Below are 16426 nucleotides of genomic sequence, written 5' to 3' on the forward strand. Positions count from 1 at the left end.
CGTCAGCACGCTTTGAGAATGAGGTTACCGCGCGTTGCGAAGATATCGCGGAGCTACACCGGTTAGGGGGCGACGCGCAGGACGCGCGATTGGGTAAGGGCCTGGGCGAGTCCGATCTTCTCGTCGTCGGTGAGGTTTCCGGGTAACTCGCGCACGTAGAAATCGCTGGTCTGCGCTACGAAGTGCAAGGCGGGTCGGGCAATGCCGTTGGTAGACAAGACCACTGAGCCGGCGCTATCGACGAGTTCGACGGTGCGGCCCATGCGGTTGACAGTCAGTTGCCCCGCTTGGGCGTTGATTACCCGTCGCGCCGGGCTGATGCTATTGCTGTCGTACCAGATGCGCGGCATTGGCGTGCCATGCAACGCCTCGTAGCGTTCCCGGAATTCGCTGAACGTGCCCACCCGGCGCCTATCGACGACGTTGCCACCGGCGGGTACGTGGTTGAGGTATCTGCCGAAGTAATGGTGGCTATAGGCGGTGTATTCGGCGGTGAACAGGATAAAGGTGTGCCAGGCTTGGTCGACCATTGCCGAGTACATTGGAAGGCTCACGTCGTCAGTGATCTCGCATAACACGAAGAACTTTTTCACTTCACTGAACAACTCTCCGGCCAAGGCAGGAGTGTCCGCGACGCGATCTTTAATCAGCCGGTCGATGACATACGGTGCGTCGAACGCCAATGCCTTCTTGAGTCGTTCGCTAAGCACCAAGGCGGTCATTAGGCTCTGCCGTCATTGCTACATATTGCACAATCCACACCCGAATGCACCGTCCGCAGCAAGCATTTCGGTTGAGTAGGTAGTGATGATGAGCCGGCCTGCCGTAGTGGTGTCACCCACGCAAGTCGAGTTGACAACATCGCGGCGGGGTGTTGATTCGGTCATTCTTGGGAACCTCCGTGTCGATTGCGAAGTGCAGTTGGACTTATCCTCATCGTGAGCAAAACCGTAGCCGAAGTGAATCTGCGTGCAGATGGGCATCTTGTCGAAAATGTCGGGCGTTTTGTACCGATCTGCCCTTATTGACGGCTCTGCAAGATGTGGCCGGTGAAGCACTATTGTGGCTGCGGTCGAGAGAGTGACTCTGACGCGATCACCCGCCCCGCGCGGCGATCATCGCAGAGCGGTTCACTTTGGTGGCCGCGGTGCGCGGTATGGCGTCGACGAACTCGACGGTCTTGGGCACCTTGTAGGGGGCCAGTCGGCTCTTGGCGTAGTCGATCACCTGTTGTTCGGTCAGCGTTTCGGCGGGTTGCACCACCGCGTGCACCCGTCGGCCCCAGTGCGGATCGGACAGACCGATGACCACGACGTCGGCTATACCTGGATGCCCGGCCAGCGCCGACTCCACTTCTGCCGGAAAGACATTGGCGCCGCCGGTGATGATCATGTCGGCGCGGCGGTCGACGATATAGAGGTAGCCGTCCTCGTCCAGGTGGCCGATGTCGCCCGCTGAGCGAAACCCGTCCTCGGTGCAGGGAAGTGGCGGCGCGCCCCCTAGATAGCGGTATCCCGCGCTCATCGGCGCACGCAGGTAGACGTCGCCGTGTTCGCCGGGACCGAGCGGCCTTTTTTCGGCGTCCAGAATCCGGATCTCGGTGTCCCGGAAGCCGCGGCCCACGCTGCCCGGATGAGTCAGCCACTCGTCGCCGCGCAATGCGGTGAGGCCGAGGTTCTCGGTCATCCCGTAGGCGGTCACGATCTGCTCCGGGCTGAGCAACTCGAACCAGGTGTGCAGCAGCGATGGCGGCATCACGGCCGCACCTTGCAAGATGAAGACAATGCTGGATAGGTCCCGCTGACGAACGTCGGGGCGGGCGGCGATTCGCGCCAGCATGGTCGGTGTGGCAGTGAAGTTGGTGATGCGGAAGCGTTCGACCACGTCTAAAACCAGTGTGGCGTCGAACTTTTCGAGTATGACAAGATGGTCGCCGCCCAATAGCATGAGGAAGGTGGCGAAGCCGTTGGTGTGATACATCGGTGCAGGCACCATGATGGTTTGGGGCTGGGCGATCGGTGTCCAGTTCGACAGGAATGGCTCGCCCTGCTGGGGTATCCACAGCGATGGCGCCAGATTGAGAATCACCTTGGGCACACCGGTTGATCCGCTGCTGCAGATGCCGTTGGCGGTCGGCGAAATAGCTTCGGGTAGTGCGCTTTCGGACTCGGCGGCGGCGCGGGCGTCTAGTTCCCAGCGGCTCTGTTCGTCGACCACCACGGCGGGGTCGATCACCGCGCGCACCCGCTCGCGCTCCCATTCGGGCAGATCCCAATGCATCGGAATGGGCACAGCGCCGATCTTCCAGCAACCGAGCGTGGCCAGCACGAGATGCTGTGAATTCGGTATGGCAAGCGCGACAAGGGAACCCGCTTGAGCGCCGCACGCGGCCAGGGCTCGGCCCCACTGGTTGGCGTGTGCGTCGAGGTCGCCGAAGGTCAGTGTCTGCGCGGTGCCGTCCAGCCCGATAACGGTAACGGCCGGGTCGTTCCGCTTTTCTTCAGCGAGTTGCTGGAGTTTGGTTCCGAACGGGATTCCGTCCTCGAGTGGATTCGGGGTTGCCCCGGATGTGATGGGTTGGGTGCTCACGAGAACAGCGTCTCCAGCGAACCGTCGGCGACGTCGGGTATCAGGCGCAACGCCAGTGCTTCGCTGCCCAGCGGCAACCGGATCAGCGGTTGGGTGTGGCGGTCGAGGACGCTGACGTCGGACTCGTCGCAGAAACCGAGCGCGCCGAGCAACTGATGCGAGGTGCGTAGCACCTGGCGCGCCGTATCGGCGGCCTTGAGCCGCAACACAAGTGCGTCCGCGGAGCGAATCTGCAATGGCACCGTTTCCGGCCGGCACAGGGTGTACTTGGCGAGTTCGTGCAGTCCGCGCACGGCGACGGAAGCATCGGCGACGGCGAACCTGACGGTTTGGAAATCGGCGAGCGGCTTGCCGAACTGAATCCTGGCGCGCACGTGCGCGGTCACGATTTGCAGCAACTGCTGAACCGCTCCCAGAATCCGCCATGATCCCAGCACGAGATGAAGATTAACGTCGGCGGCCGGCACGGTTCCGTCGGGTGCGCCCAACGTTGCCGGCACCAAGAATGGCCCCAATTTGGCGTTGGTTCGCGATGTCAGCCGCGGCTGGTAGCGGTTGCCGTCGAGGTCTGCGGCGATCCAACTGCCGGACAGGTCGCCGTGGTCGATGCGCGGCGCGTCGGGGTTCACCAACGCCAGTCGGGCTCCGTCGATGGCCAGCAGCTCCTCGACCAGCGGATAGGGCAGAGCCGTCGCGCCGGCGGCCTGACAGAGCACCGCCGCGGCCAGGGTGTCGTCCCCGCGGAAGCGGACGTCGAGCTCGAAGGCACCCACCTCGCGCAGCGCTTCGCGCGCCGAATCCCGGATGGCGCTGTCGGTTTCGGCCCGCAGCGCCGCCTGCGGACCGCCCAGCCGGCCCAACCGCTTGGCCGCGACGGCGGCGAAGTCGGTAATATCTTGCGGTAGTGCGGTATTCACCGTCGTTGTTCTCCCAAGACGTCGCGTGCCACCAGCATTCGCTGCACTTCGATGGTGCCCGACGCCACGGTGGCGGCCTGGGCGTAACGCCAGTGGTCTTCGATCGCCCCATGCAGCGCGGCCGACGAACCGCTGTCCAGCGCCGTCGGACCGAGCACGTCGAAGAGCAGCTCGGCCACCTGCTGATCACAAGTGGTGGTCGCGATGCGGGCCGCGCTGGCGGCCGTGCCGGCCGACGGATCGTCCTGCAGCGACACGGCACGATAGGCCAGCAGTCTGGCCACCCGTAAGTCGACGAGCGCTCGCACCCAACGGGCGCGAAGCGTTTCCGGTAGCCGGTCCCAGTCGTCGCCGAGCTGGCTGCGCATCCGGTCCAGTAGCGATTCACAGCGTGCGTAACGCGCGATACCGACGCGCTCGAAAGCCAGCGCTTCGCGCATCACCCGCCAGCCGTCGCCGGGCTCACCTAGCACGTCGCTGGGAAAGGCCTGCACCCCGTCCAGGAACATCTCGTTGAGGTGATGTGGTCCAAGCATTGACGGGATCGGCCGGACGGTGAACCCGGGCCGGTCCATGGGGATGAGAAAAAGGGTGAGCCGCTTGGGCTTTGGCGCGTCCGGGTGAGTGCATGCCGCGAGCACACACCAGGACGCCATCTGTGCGTAGGACGTCCACACCTTCTGGCCGGTGATGCGCCACGCCTGGCCATCTGGACCCTCCGGCACTGCGCGGGTGCGTAACGAAGCGAGGTCGGTGCCTGCTTCTGGTTCGGAGAATCCCTGGCACCAGATCACTTCACCGGAGGCGATGGCCGACAGGTGCCGGGCCTTCTGCTCGGCCGTCCCGTAGCGCATCAGGGCCGGCCCGACCCAGTTGATCCCCATGTACTGCGGGCCACGCGGCTCGTGATGAGCCCACATCTCTTCGCGCAGTACCGTCTGCTGCCAGACCGAACCTCCGCCGCCGCCATGTTCTTTCGGCCAGGCCAGAGCCAGCAGATCCTCGGCGGCCAGCAGCTTACAGAAGGACTCGGTGGCGGCAAGGTCTCGCGGATCGCTCGTGCAGGCACCCAGGAAGCCGGCGGGAATGTGGTCGGATATCAACTGCCGCAGGTGTGTTCGCAGTTCAGCTGCGTCGTCGCCGAGGCCGTAATCCATCGTCGTCATCCCTTTGGCAGCCCGAGCACCCGCTCGGCGATGATGTTGCGCTGGACTTCGGAGGTGCCGCCGTAGATGGTGGCGGCCAGCGCGTCCTGGCGTTCGAAGAGCAGGTCCGGGTCCGCACTGGATTTCGGGCCGGCCGCAGCCGCCCTAAGCTCCCAAACACGTTGCAGGGTAACCGATCCGAGCAGCTTCATGATGTCGGCTTCCGGACTGGGCCGCCCGGCGAGTTCGTTGCTCAGGGCACGGTAGCCGGTGGCCCGCAACGCTTCGGCGTCGCTGAGCAAGCGGCCGAGCTCACCGCAAATGGTTTCGTCGACGTTCTCGTGCAGCGAATCGAGCCCCCGCTTGATCTCCACCCAGTTCATGATCCAAATCATTTGGCGCTCGTGGTGTAGCGACGACAAGGCGACGTTCCAGCCGCCGTTGAGTGGACCCAACAGGTTGTCCACGGGGATCTCCACCTCGTCGAGGAAGACCTCGCAGAATGTCTCGTCGGAGATCGATGCCATCCGGATGGGTTCGATGCGCACCCCGGGTGAGTGCAGGTCGAGGATGAGGCAGGAGATGCCGCGGTGCTTGGGCGCGTCTGGATCGGTGCGCACATATAGTGTGCACCAACGTGATTCGTGTGCCTGGGTGGTCCAGATCTTGTGTCCGCTGACGCGGAACACGGGGCCGTCGCGCTTGGCGCGGGTGCGCAGCCCGGCGAAATCGGAACCCGCTTCCGGCTCGGACATGCCCAGCGCCCACCATTCGTCGCCCCGCAACAGCGGTACCAGGAGGCGCTCGATCTGCGCCGCGGTGCCGAACTGGCGGATCCCCGCGGCAGCGACGTTGGGACCGGCGATGTTGGGCAACTTGGGCGCCGAACGCATGGCTGCTTCCAGACGAACTTGCATAGCGTCGCGCAAACCCAGCGACCGTCCGCCATGCTCGCGTGGCCAGGTGGGCTGTAGCCAGCCGGCTTCGAAGGCTGCCCTTTGGTAGGCCCGTCGCAGCGAGATGTCCCAACGGTATTGGCGATATCGCTGGTAGTAGTCGTCGGGCAGAAACTCCGTCAACCAGGTGCCGAATTCCTCGGCAGGTGCCGTCATATCGCTCCTCCGGCAAAGCGGCGGCCCAGTCGATGATAGAGGGCGCGGCTGTCGCCAAGCATCGCCGCGCTCTGCCAAGCACGCCGGACGTAAAGGTGAATGTCGTGTTCCCAGGTCTGCCCGAGCGCGCCGTGCACCTGCACAGCGGTGCGTGCGCAGGTGGTAGCGGCGTCGCCGGCCGCGGCCTTGGCCATCGCGGCGGCAGTCCACGTGGGATTGGCCGCCGCCGCGTAGGTGAGGCTGCGGGCGCGTTCGAGGCTGACGTAGTTGTCGGCCAGTGCATGTTTGATTCCCTGGAATGCGCCGATCGGCTTGCCGAATTGCTGACGCGTCTTGGCGTGCTCGACGGAGCGCTGCAACGCGCCGCTCGCCACGCCGACCAGATCGGCGGCTGCGGCGATCAGCGGTGTGGTCAATGCGGATTCGAGTTCGACGGGCGCGGTGGCCACCGGTTCGGCGTCGATCTCGACGTCGGCGACGGGCTGTGCGGGGTCGGTCGACTCGCCCGCCTGGACGGTCACTCCTTCGCCACTGCGCACCACCGCGGCCAGCACGCCGTCGTCGGTGGCGGCCAGCGTGACGATGAGTTCGGCGCGGGTCGCATTCGTAACCGCGACCGCACGTCCGCTCAGGCGCCCGCGCTGAAGAGTCATCGGGGCGCCGGGGAGTCGCCGACCGGGGGAGTGCACCGCCAGGGTCGCGACGACGCCGTCGGCGATACCGGCGAGGACTTCTTGGCACACGTCGCCGCAGGCATGCAAGAGGCCTGCGGCCAGGCCGACGCTGCTGAGCAAGGGGATGGGCGCCAGAGCCGCGCCGCATTCCTCGAGGACCACCGCGAGGTCACCCGGCCCGAAATCGCAGTCGGGTGCTGCCAGCTCAGTCCACCCGTGGTCGACGACGGTCTTCCAGAGGGCGCGCCACCGCTCGGGGTCGATGAGCGCTTGGCGCACCACCTCCGGTGGACATTCGGTGCGCAGGATGTCGCGCGCGGTGTCGCGCAGCGTCAGCTGCTCCGAAGTCAGGCCGACATCCATAAGACCTCTAACATAGCAAAAATAGTAAACTAGCGATCCAGGTCCGATCGAGTCGAACACACGCATAGGTGGGCGCATGGCCGAGTGGTTTCTGTTTCTGCCGCAGGTGCGGTTGCCGGTGGCCGATATCGCCGAACGGGCCCGGCATGCCGAAGCCAGTGGGTTCGACGGAATAGCGTTCATCGATCACCTCGAGGCGCCTGGGCAACCGGCTGAAAACATCTGGGAGGCAATGGGCATCGCCACCTGGGTGGCGGCCAAGACGCAGCGGTTGAAGATCGGTCACTTGGTGCTCTGCGATGCGTTCCGGCACCCGGCAGTGCTGGCCAAGCAAGCGGTCACTCTCGCGGCGGCCTCCGACGGCAGATTCGAGCTCGGTCTGGGCTCGGGGTCGTGGCCAGCCGAATTCGCCAGATTCGATGTCGGTGACCAAGATCCGGTGGCCCGCGTACGGCAACTCGATCGGCACCTGGGTCTGCTCAGGCAGTACTGGTCTGATGGTGAGCGGGCCCAATCTCCCAAGCCGGCCCATCCGATACCGCTGATTCTCGGCGGCAGCGGCCGCCGCATGATGGAACTCGTTGCAAAATACGCGGATTGGTGGAACCTACAGTCGAACCACATCGACAGGTTGCCCCGGCTGGCGCCGGCTGCCGGAGGAGCCCGGATCTCGGTCCAGCAGATGGTGGGGTTCATCCGGTCCGGCAGTGATCCCGCCGCCGTCCGCGAAGTCAGCACCCGGCGATTCGGTCACCTGGGACCGGGCCTGGTTTGCGGCGACGCCGCTGAGCTCCGCGAGTATTTCGCGGGTTTGGCGGCGCAGCGGGTCGAGCGTTTCTACGTGTGGTTCGCCGATTTCGCGGTCCCCGAATCACTGGCCGAATTCGGGGAGTCGGTCATCAAGGAGTTTCCTTCGCCGTAGCGCGCCGGCGAGCCTCGGTGGGTACGACGGGCGCGCGGGCGTACGGGCCGCGCTGTACCGCACTCAAGCGGATTTCCGGCAGGTCCACCGATGAGTCCACAGTGTCCAGCCAGGCGACCGCCGCGGCGATGTCGGATACCTGAATCGCATACATCTCGAACGGAACGTCCTGCAGCATCTCGGTTTCCACCGGCCCCGGCGTCACCAGGTGAACGGCGATGCCGTCGCGGTCGACTTCAAGGGCCAGCGCCCGGGCAAAGGCGTTCATGCCGGCTTTGGATGCGGAGTATGCCGTGCGGGCCATCATCGGTTCGTGGGCCGCCGAGGACGAGATGAACACCAGTCGCGAGCCCGCCCGCATCTTGGGCAGCACCGCCGACGTCACCACGAAGCAGGAATCCAGGTTGGCCGACATGATGGTGCGCCACTGCTCAAATGTCTGCTTGCGGGCATACGTTCCACCGAGTGTGCCGGCCGCGTGCACGACGAGATCGACCGTAGCGAGTTCGCTTATTGCGGTGGCGAATCCGGTCGGATCGGATGCGTCGGCCACGATGTGGCGAGCGCCGATCTCCGCGGCCGCCGCGCGCAGCGGCGCTTCGCGTCGCGCCACGAGGATCACTTCGTAGCCGCGCTCGCACAGCTCACCCGCGCAGGCTTTTCCGATCCCACCGCTGCCACCGGTGACCAGTGCGGTTCTCACCGGATTTAGTGGCGCCGCATATCCCGCGTGCGTGACAACGCCTGCGGGGAAAGCGCATGGATGCGTTGTTCGGGGCGGCCGGACAACACGTAGGTCTGGGTGTCGGCGAGGTGGCGGCCCGCGATGCGGCGGGCCCGGTCGACGTCGCCTTCGGCGATCGTCTCGGCCAGCTTGGTGTGGGTGTTGAGTACGGCGCGGCGCTTGGTCAGTGACGGGTAGGTGCCGCGTGCGGCACTCTCGTCGGCCCACTGTTGTTCGTGGCTGGTCCACAGCGTTTCCAGGCTGCCGACGACGGCGATAATGGTGTGGTTGCCGCAGCCGCGAACGATGAGATCGTGGAATTGGCGGCCGATCTCGGTGAAAAGCCTCCCGTCGTCCAGGTTTTCGGCCATGGCGTCGTTGACTTGTTTGAGCTCGGGCACCAGGGTGTCCGCGCGGTCGGGTCGCTGGGCGGCAAGTGCGGCGCAGGCGGGTTCGAGTTCTTGTAATGCCATGCCGAGGTCGGCGACCGCGACGGATTCGCTTTGCAACAGCAGGCCCAGCATGTAAGCGGCGCTGGTCTTCGCCGGTGCATGCACGACCGCTCCGCCGCGGTTGCCCCGGCGCACCGACACCAGCCCCTCGGTCTCCAAGATCCGCAGTGCTTCTCGCAGCGAGACCAGGCTGACGTTGAACTGCTCGACGAGTACTTCCTGGCGGGGCAGCAGGTCGCCGTCGGCGAGTTCGCCATCGATGATCTGGCGGCGCAGCTCGTCGGCTACGATTTCGGCAATCCTCGGCGCCGACAGTCGGCGGCGGGCGTCGGGTCCAATTCCCAGGGCGGTCATCCGATCCTCGCAGGGCTCACGTGCTTGCTGGCTTAGCTATTTTAGCAGTAATGGTATAAATAGCCGCGTGAGTCGCGAGGCCGGGAATCGGCCGACACCGCTTGGCGAATTGCGGGTTGTCGAGATCAGTGATCGCATTGCCGGCAGCTACTGCGGGAAGCTGCTGGTGGACGCTGGTGCGCAGGTCCGCAAAATCGAACCGCCGCAAGGGGATTCGTTGCGGCGGTACACGGCGACATGCTCTCCGGTGGACGGCGCGGCGTCGCCGTTGTTCAGCTATCTGAATGCCGGCAAGCGCAGCCTGGTTCTGACGCCGAATTCCGAACGGTATCTAGCCGAACTCGCCGCGGCCGACATCGTGATTGTCACCGCCAGTCGGTCGCAGGCGGCGGCCCTTGGCATCGACCCGCAGCGATTGTCAGCCGACGCCGGGCAGGCGGTCATTGTCACGATTTCCGATTTCGGCTGGGCCGGCCCGTACGCCGAACGCGCCGCCACCGAGTTCACCCTTCAAGCCTGGGCCGGGTCGCCCGGCTTTCGCGGCGACCCCGCCGGCCCGCCCATTTCGATCGGCGGCAGCCTGGGGGAGTACATGGGCGGCGTCTTCGCCGCGTTCGGCGCGCTGGCCGTGCGTCGTCGCGTCGAGCACGGCGGCCCGGGTGAGCACCTCGACCTGTCCATGCTCGAGGCCATGGCCTTGATGCAGAGCAGTGAATGGCTGCATTCCCAGCTGCTGCAGGTGGGTCCGGTGCGGCGCACCCTGGAAGTGCCCTCGATCGTACCTGCCAAGGACGGCTACGTCGGCATCACGATGGTCACCGGTCAGCAGTGGCTGGACTTCGCTGCGATGGTCGAATGCCCGCAGCTAGAGGAGATTCCGCAGCTGCGCTTTCAGATCGGCCGCTGGGAATACCGCGATCTCATCCGCGAATTGATCGGTCCCTGGATGGCCGAACGGACCGTGCAGGAGATCGTCGAGTTGGGGCAGCTGTTCCGGTTGCCGATCGCCGCGCTGGGCAATGGTGCCACCATTCGGGGCACGGACTATGCGATCGAACGCGGGGTGTTCGTCGACAACCCGGCCGGGTTTCACCAGCCGCGTCCGCCGTGGCTGATGTCGCAGTGTGCGCCCGCACCGGTGGGCGCTACGCCCGCTTTGGGTGCGGGCGGTGACGAATCATCTTGGCAAAAACAAGAACTCACCGGTCAATCGTCACCACTCGGGTTGCCGCTGCACGGTGTTCGCGTCGTCGATCTGACCGCATTCTGGGCCGGGCCGGCGGCCACTCATCTTTTGGCGGCGTTCGGCGCCGACGTCGTGAAGGTGGAGTCGATTCAGCGCCCCGACGGCATCCGGTACTCCGGTGGCATGCGCACCGATGTCGACGACTGGTGGGAGTACGGCTGGGTGTTCCATGCGATGAACACCAACAAGCGTTCGGTCACACTGGATTTGGGCTCCGACGAGGGGCGGCGGTTGTTCCTTGCGATGGCCGCCGACGCCGATGTCGTCATCGAGAACTTCTCCCCGCGAGTGATGGACCACTTCGGGCTCACCGCCGACGTACTGCTGGAGATAAACCCCAAACTCGTCGTCGCCCGGATGCCGGCTTTTGGTCTGGATGGGCCGTGGCGCGAGCGAGTGGGATTCGCGCCCACCATGGAGCAGATCGGCGGCTTGACCTGGGTGACCGGGTTGCCAGAGACGCCACCGGTGACCCCGCGCGGTGCCTGTGATCCGCTGGCAGGCGTGCATGCCGCCTTCTCGGTGCTGGCCGCGCTGAACTTCGCCGAACGCACCGGATCGGGCCAGCAGGTCGAGTTGCCGATGGTGGAAGCGGTGTTGAACACCACGGCGATACAACCGATCGAAACCGAGGTGTTCGGTACGACCCTGCGCCGGCGTGGCAACCGCGGCCACGGCGGAGCGCTGCAGAACATCTATCGGTGCGCCGGGGACGACGATTGGATCGCGGTCAGCGTGGTCTGTGACCGGCAGTGGCGGGCGTTGGTTGAGGTGATGGGTCGACCGTCCTGGTGCGACGAAGGATTGGCGACGGCCGCCGCACGCTTGGAGCGCACTGACGAGATCGACGCCGCGCTGCGGGATTGGTTTGCCGAGCAGTCGCTGGCGCCGACGGTGGAACGGCTGGCCGAAGCCGGCATTCCGGCGGCCCCAGTGGTGTCGCCGTCGTTGGTGACGGACAATCCGCAACTGCGCGAGCGCGGATTCTTCGAATCGCTGCATCACCCGCGGACCGGTCCCAACCTGTATCCCACACCGCCGTTCGCGTTGCTTGCCGGCCAGCGCGAGTGGCTGCTGCGGGCCCCGCCGACGCTGGGCCAGCACAATGAAGAGATATTGCGCGATAGATGTGGGCTGGCTGAGGACGAACTCGCGCGCCTCGCGGCAAGCGGGGTGATCGGGACCCGCCCGGCGGGGCTCTAAAGGGGACTTTGGCTGTGACGCTTGCCGGGAGGGCGTTGGCTTTCACGCAGCGCACGACGTCGACAATGTGCTGTTCGTCCGAGCCGATTACCCTCTCGGAGGGTCTGTCGCCCCTGCTGCTCGCGACGCATTTCTTCCCCCCACCGTTCGATTTGCTCGATTTCCTCGGCGGTACGGGTTCTCCCACCATTTGGGAATAACAGCTTGGCGCGCTCGTAGCCGCCGATTTTGCGATGCCGCTGCAGGCCGCGCAGTAGGTTCATAGCCTCGGTGTCGCAGAACCCGGTAACGATCGCAAAGTCCAGACCCGCCCCGACAAGGCCGCTGGCCCAAGTGATTTCAGTCAGAAACAACATTCGCGCCCAGTCCAGGTTGGTCAGCGGCTCAGCATTTTCCACGGCACGCTGAAGGCGAAGGGTGAGTTCACCGAACTCATCCCACGTTGACAACCCCAGCACTTGGAACGGAAAGGGTGCGCCAGATGCTGCCCCTCCCCACTGCTCCAAGGCTTGCTGAATGAACTCGCGTTCCCTCTCGGTCAGATCGACCGCCACTAACTCAGAAGAGCTTTTCATCGAACCGATCGTACGACCAGCACCTGACGTATGGGGATGTCGACTGCCACGATGCTGCAAACTACCGCGGCCAGGTTGTAGCTAGTCCAGCAATGAGCGACTCAAGCGGCCTACGCTATGACGCTTGTTGGGGCGGCGTTGGCCTTCACGGTGCGAAGGACGTCGACAATGCCCATCACGTGTGCATCCGGAAAGAGTGCATCAGGTCCCGTGGGCGCATGGTCGGTGTAGGGCGACTCATACAGACGTGCCGGGTCGACCACCCCGTTTTCGATCAGTTCCTCGATGATGAGGTTGACGAACCTGATCTGCTCGACAGTGAACTTCGTTCCATCCAGGTAGCTACCGAAGGCCTCGATCGCGGCCTGCCGGTCGAGGCCCACCAGCGACCGGATGAGTAAACCAAGGCCATGGGCTCGCTCTTTCGCCTGGGCGATGTCGGCTGGTTCGCCAACACCGCTCTCGATAAGCATCTGCTCTAAAGCCAGCAGGTCGTCGGGGGTGAGTGGTTTGTTTCGGCGGAGCCGTTGCAAGGCGACGTGGTCCTCGTGTTGTCTAAGGTACGCCGCGGCTTTGGCGTTGAAGCGTTCCCAGTTGGTTCCGGGCATGACACCCGGCAGATCCACCAAGACAGCTTCGCTCAGCTCGTCTTCAAAGTCGGTGTAAACGGCGGCTTTTCGGGTCTTCTCCAAAAACTTCAGCAGACTGCGCAGTCTTACGCGCGCAAGTTCGAGCATCGGCAGAGTGACATCGACCCACCATTCGTCCCCGGCCACCTCGTCGAGAAGCGTCTGCTGTTCGGCGACGGACGGGATTCTGGTCTGGTTGAGCAGCCCGGTAGCAATGGCCTGGACATGCTCGCGGAGTCGCTCGGCGGACACTGCATCGCCATCCAGCTGTGCAAGCTGCCGCCGAAGGATCAGCAGGTCGAAACGCTTGGCGTCCTCATCGTCGTCGGTGCCGGCCGACGGCAGCGGCGCTAAATGTTCGGCGATGTCGCCGGCCGCTTCAGTGGTCAGCGACGACCAGGCGGGCCACTGGGTGTATTGCTCGACCCACCGCCGGTAAGGCCGCACCAGGAAGTTGTCCGGGTTCATGCCGACGACGATCCGGTGCAGTGTCCATGCGGTGTCGACGCGCAGGCCGCGCTCCGATTCAACACCTTTTCCTTGCGGCGGTTCCGACTCTTCTTGCGGCACAGCTGAATCTAGTGCTGTAATCAGGCCCAGTCGGGTTTCGAAGAGCCGCTGATTCAATGACTTCTGCATTGAGCCTTCCGAGCCGGGCAGGTCCTGACTGAAATATTCGAGATTGCCGCAAAAGTCGAAGACATAGAAGTTCTTCTTGTCCTGTCCCGGCCCGAAGAGGTTGGGACACAGGCGAGTTCCACGGCCTATCATCTGCCAGAACTTACTTTTGGAGCGAACCAGCTTGAAGAACACCAGGTTTACGACCTCGGGTATATCGATACCCGTATCGAGCATGTCGACCGAGATCGCGATGTGCGGGGCTTTGTCGGAAATCGAGAAATCGTCGATCAAGTTTTGGGCATAACTCATGCTATGCGTGATGGTCCGCGCGAAATGGCCTGCATGTTCGGGATATTGGACATCGAACCGCTGCTGGAAAAACTCGGCGTGTTCCTGGTTCTTGGCGAACACAATGGTCTTGCCCAGCCGATCACCATCGGCGACTTTGTAGCCCTTTTCCATCAGAGTGGCTAGGACCTTGTCGACCGTGTCTTCGTTGAACAGGAATTTGTTGAGCTCCTCTGACGACACGGCATCGGGCACTTCGCCGTCCTCGCCCCAGTCCAGCGAGTCCCATTCGTCCTTTTCCTCTTCGCTCAGGTCGTCGTAGCGGATGCCCTGGCGCAGAAACTTTGTGCCGACGGACACCCCGACCGGTGGAACGAGAAAGCCTTCGAGGACGGCTTCATCGAGGCTGTAGGCGTCGGTGGGGACGCCGTCTTCCAGGTGGAAGAGCCGGTAGGTGTTGTGGTCGACTTCATCTTTGGGTGTGGCGGTGAGGCCCACGAGTAGCGAGTCGAACCACTCGAAGATTGCCCGGTATTTGTGGTACACCGACCGGTGCGCTTCGTCGATGACCACCAGATCGAAATAGCCAGGGCCGAACTTCCGTAGACCGTCATCGGTCTCGTTGATGAGATTCACCATCGTTGGGTAGGTCGAGACGTAAACCCTTCCGTCCGTGATCTTTTCGGTCACTAAGTTCACGGCGGTGGCGGATGGGTAGTGCCTCTTGAATGCGTTGACGGCCTGATTGACCAGCGCGGTCCGGTCCGCGAGAAACAGGACCCGCTTGACCCAGTTCGCTTCCATCAACTGCTTCACCAGCGCGATCACCGTGCGGGTCTTGCCTGCGCCGGTCGCCATGACCAGCAAAGCTTCTCGCTGCTTTCGGGAGAGTGCTTCGTCGATCGCGCGAATAGCTCGATGTTGGTAGTGCCGTTCGACGATGCTCGAGTCAATCGGGGCATCGGTGAGCGCAAGCCGGGCATGACGGCGGTGGATCATCAGTTCTAGCTCGTCGCGCGTGTAGAAGCCTTGCGCCTGCCGCGGCGGATAGCCGCCGGCGTCGTCCCACAGCCAATGTTCATAACCGTTGGTGTAGAAGATCACTGGCCGTCGGCCTGTCGTCGCTTCCAGGCAGTCCGCGTACACCTTGGCCTGTTGCTGACCCACCTCGGGGCTCTTCTTTGTCCGCTTCGCTTCGACCACCGCGAGCGGAAGACCGTCGGTTCCCCAAAGGACATAGTCGACGTAGCCGATGCCCTCGTTGTTCGGCATCCCGGTGACTTCGAATTCGCGGTCTTTTGGGTCGGCAAGTGGCCAACCCGCCTCAGCGAGTAGAACGTCGATGAACCGGTCGCGGGTTTCGGCTTCCGAGTAGTCGCGGTCGTCGACTTGCTGGTTGGCTGCCTGGGCTTTCTTGATTTCTTCACGCAGCTTGGCGATCTCGGCGTCTTGTGCGGCGGCAAGTTCGTCTCTCTCGGCCAGCGCTTTGGCGTGCGCTTCGTCCTGCGCCTTGAATTTTGCGGCGAGCTTGGCAACCTCCTCGCGAGTCAGAGGAGCCGCCTTGGCTGCCAGGCGCGGGTCGAATGGTGCCTTGAGCGGAACCGCTTTGGGATTGGTCGAATAGTGGAACGCCGCCCACACGACGACGTGATGCAATTCTCTTAGTGCGTCCAGTGCGGCTTTTTGCGGGATCGGTCGTTGCTCGTGGACTGCCGTGTTACCCAGTTTGCGAATCAGATTGAGTTTCTGGGCAATCCCTTGGCCAGTCTTCGCGCGGAAAGCGGCGTCGTTGATTCGCGCGGCAAGGTCATCTTTGTACGGGATCGGCAGGGCCAGCACGTCATACAGATGACGGACGAGGTGCTCGACCGCACGCCGACTGTATACGCAGGATGAGCGCGGGTCACTGGTGGCATAGCTTTCCGCGCGTGCGCAGTCGGTGTGGATGCCGGGCCAGTTGATGGCGCGGACGAAGTCGAAATTCGTCACCCAGTCCTCCTCCCCAAATCAGGCCATCATCGCATTCGCTTACGGATTGCTCCGCTCGTTTAGGGGCGAACCGAAAAGGATCGCACAGGACACCGACATTCAGTGCTTCAGTAGGTTTGTCGGTCCGTGACAGTTCGCGCCGAGTGGCGCAGTTCGTGTTCTACAGCGCGGCGAATCCATGATGAGACGGAGCGGTCATCCGCCGCCGCGGCGGCGCGTACCTGCTCCAGCAGTTCGGGCGGGAAGCGGACGGGGACGGTGGCGGTGAGCCGTCGGCGTCCCGGTCCCTGCGGTTGCTGGTTTTCAGGGCGGGCGTAGAACTCGTATTCCTCGTCAGGGTTCATGGGCTTGCTCATCTGTCTCTCCGGTATTGGTCAGCGAGTTGATTAGAGGCTTGATAACACCCGATAGGACGGCATTGGGTGGGGTTGCCGCCGCGTGCGGGCGCCAGCGGCACCATGAGCACATTGCCGGCGATCTCGGCGACCATCAGCGAATGTGCGGGAGGTTTAGCGGGATAAAACATCGGATCTGAAGCCCAGACCTCTCGAATGTCCTCGATGCCCAGGGTTGCGTCCAGCAGAGTGGTGTACGAGTCGGACCTGATCAGCGGTACCGGCGTG

Annotated in this window: 14 protein-coding genes; 2 read left to right on the forward strand and 12 right to left on the reverse strand. The window is 63.9% G+C overall.

Features of this window, described 5'->3' with window-relative positions; genetic code table 11:
• Positions 1–62: 62 nt before the first annotated feature.
• The 6 genes from BST12_RS17990 to BST12_RS18015 form a co-directional block, all read right to left on the reverse strand.
• Positions 63–722: a glycine-rich domain-containing protein gene (locus BST12_RS17990; RefSeq protein ID WP_083114487.1), complete on the reverse strand. Its 660-nt coding sequence runs from the start codon at positions 720–722 to the stop codon at positions 63–65.
• 373 nt (positions 723–1095) lie between these two features.
• The gene (locus tag BST12_RS17995; protein ID WP_083114488.1) at positions 1096–2589 is read right to left on the reverse strand and encodes a class I adenylate-forming enzyme family protein; all 1494 of its coding nucleotides are present in this window, start codon (positions 2587–2589) and stop codon (positions 1096–1098) included.
• Positions 2586–3506, reverse strand: a complete 921-nt coding sequence (locus BST12_RS18000; RefSeq protein ID WP_083114489.1) for an acyl-CoA dehydrogenase family protein — start codon at positions 3504–3506, stop codon at positions 2586–2588. Before BST12_RS18000 ends, BST12_RS17995 begins: the two co-directional genes overlap by 4 nt.
• Positions 3503–4672 (reverse strand): acyl-CoA dehydrogenase family protein, encoded by a 1170-nt coding sequence (locus BST12_RS18005; RefSeq protein WP_211281296.1) that lies wholly within the window; start codon positions 4670–4672, stop codon positions 3503–3505. The genes BST12_RS18000 and BST12_RS18005 overlap by 4 nt, the downstream gene beginning before the upstream one ends.
• Entirely contained in the window at positions 4669–5763 is a 1095-nt protein-coding gene (locus BST12_RS18010; protein ID WP_083114490.1) for an acyl-CoA dehydrogenase family protein, read from the reverse strand. The genes BST12_RS18005 and BST12_RS18010 overlap by 4 nt, the downstream gene beginning before the upstream one ends.
• Positions 5760–6800: an acyl-CoA dehydrogenase family protein gene (locus BST12_RS18015; RefSeq protein ID WP_083114491.1), complete on the reverse strand. Its 1041-nt coding sequence runs from the start codon at positions 6798–6800 to the stop codon at positions 5760–5762. The genes BST12_RS18010 and BST12_RS18015 overlap by 4 nt, the downstream gene beginning before the upstream one ends.
• Positions 6801–6876: 76 nt before the next feature.
• Between BST12_RS18015 and BST12_RS18020 the strand changes: the two genes are divergently transcribed.
• Positions 6877–7722 carry an LLM class flavin-dependent oxidoreductase gene (locus tag BST12_RS18020; protein WP_083114492.1) on the forward strand — a complete coding sequence of 282 codons (846 nt, stop codon included), beginning with the start codon at positions 6877–6879 and terminating at the stop codon, positions 7720–7722.
• On the opposite strand, the gene BST12_RS18025 is transcribed toward BST12_RS18020, so the two are convergent.
• Together BST12_RS18025 and BST12_RS18030 are read right to left on the reverse strand one after the other, a co-directional pair.
• Positions 7700–8425 (reverse strand): SDR family oxidoreductase, encoded by a 726-nt coding sequence (locus BST12_RS18025; protein WP_083114493.1) that lies wholly within the window; start codon positions 8423–8425, stop codon positions 7700–7702. The genes BST12_RS18020 and BST12_RS18025 overlap by 23 nt on opposite strands.
• A gap of 5 nt (positions 8426–8430) precedes the next feature.
• Entirely contained in the window at positions 8431–9252 is an 822-nt protein-coding gene (locus BST12_RS18030; RefSeq protein ID WP_083114504.1) for a FadR/GntR family transcriptional regulator, read from the reverse strand.
• 67 nt (positions 9253–9319) lie between these two features.
• Between BST12_RS18030 and BST12_RS18035 the strand changes: the two genes are divergently transcribed.
• Positions 9320–11701, forward strand: coding sequence for a CaiB/BaiF CoA-transferase family protein (locus BST12_RS18035; protein WP_245850412.1), 2382 nt, complete (start codon positions 9320–9322; stop codon positions 11699–11701).
• Here the strand turns inward: BST12_RS18035 and BST12_RS18040 are convergent.
• The 4 genes from BST12_RS18040 to BST12_RS32880 form a co-directional block, all read right to left on the reverse strand.
• Positions 11698–12276: a hypothetical protein gene (locus BST12_RS18040; RefSeq protein ID WP_245850414.1), complete on the reverse strand. Its 579-nt coding sequence runs from the start codon at positions 12274–12276 to the stop codon at positions 11698–11700. The two genes, BST12_RS18035 and BST12_RS18040, sit on opposite strands and share 4 nt — an antisense overlap.
• 110 nt (positions 12277–12386) lie before the next feature.
• Complete coding sequence (locus BST12_RS18045) at positions 12387–15803, reverse strand: DEAD/DEAH box helicase family protein (protein WP_083114495.1); 3417 nt, start codon at positions 15801–15803, stop codon at positions 12387–12389.
• A 107-nt stretch (positions 15804–15910) separates the two neighbouring features.
• On the reverse strand, positions 15911–16159 hold the full coding sequence (locus BST12_RS18050) for a YlcI/YnfO family protein (RefSeq protein WP_083114496.1): 249 nt from the start codon (positions 16157–16159) through the stop codon (positions 15911–15913).
• Positions 16156–16413, reverse strand: coding sequence for a hypothetical protein (locus BST12_RS32880; RefSeq protein WP_083114505.1), 258 nt, complete (start codon positions 16411–16413; stop codon positions 16156–16158). The genes BST12_RS18050 and BST12_RS32880 overlap by 4 nt, the downstream gene beginning before the upstream one ends.
• Positions 16414–16426 lie beyond the last annotated feature (13 nt).

Origin of the sequence: Mycobacterium angelicum, assembly GCF_002086155.1 — a bacterium.
In the GTDB taxonomy this organism is placed as follows: Bacteria; Actinomycetota; Actinomycetes; order Mycobacteriales; family Mycobacteriaceae; genus Mycobacterium; species Mycobacterium angelicum.

Bases quoted from the DNA above. Each gene is read 5' to 3' on its own strand.
- BST12_RS17990 (WP_083114487.1), bottom strand. From the start codon at position 722: ATGACCGCCTTGGTGCTTAGCGAACGACTCAAGAAGGCATTGGCGTTC.
- BST12_RS18005 (WP_211281296.1), bottom strand. From the start codon at position 4,672: ATGACGACGATGGATTACGGCCTCGGCGACGACGCAGCTGAACTGCGA.
- BST12_RS18010 (WP_083114490.1), bottom strand. From the start codon at position 5,763: ATGACGGCACCTGCCGAGGAATTCGGCACCTGGTTGACGGAGTTTCTG.
- BST12_RS18015 (WP_083114491.1), bottom strand. From the start codon at position 6,800: ATGGATGTCGGCCTGACTTCGGAGCAGCTGACGCTGCGCGACACCGCG.
- BST12_RS18020 (WP_083114492.1), top strand. From the start codon at position 6,877: ATGGCCGAGTGGTTTCTGTTTCTGCCGCAGGTGCGGTTGCCGGTGGCC.
- BST12_RS18030 (WP_083114504.1), bottom strand. From the start codon at position 9,252: ATGACCGCCCTGGGAATTGGACCCGACGCCCGCCGCCGACTGTCGGCG.
- BST12_RS18040 (WP_245850414.1), bottom strand. From the start codon at position 12,276: ATGAAAAGCTCTTCTGAGTTAGTGGCGGTCGATCTGACCGAGAGGGAA.
- BST12_RS18050 (WP_083114496.1), bottom strand. From the start codon at position 16,159: ATGAGCAAGCCCATGAACCCTGACGAGGAATACGAGTTCTACGCCCGC.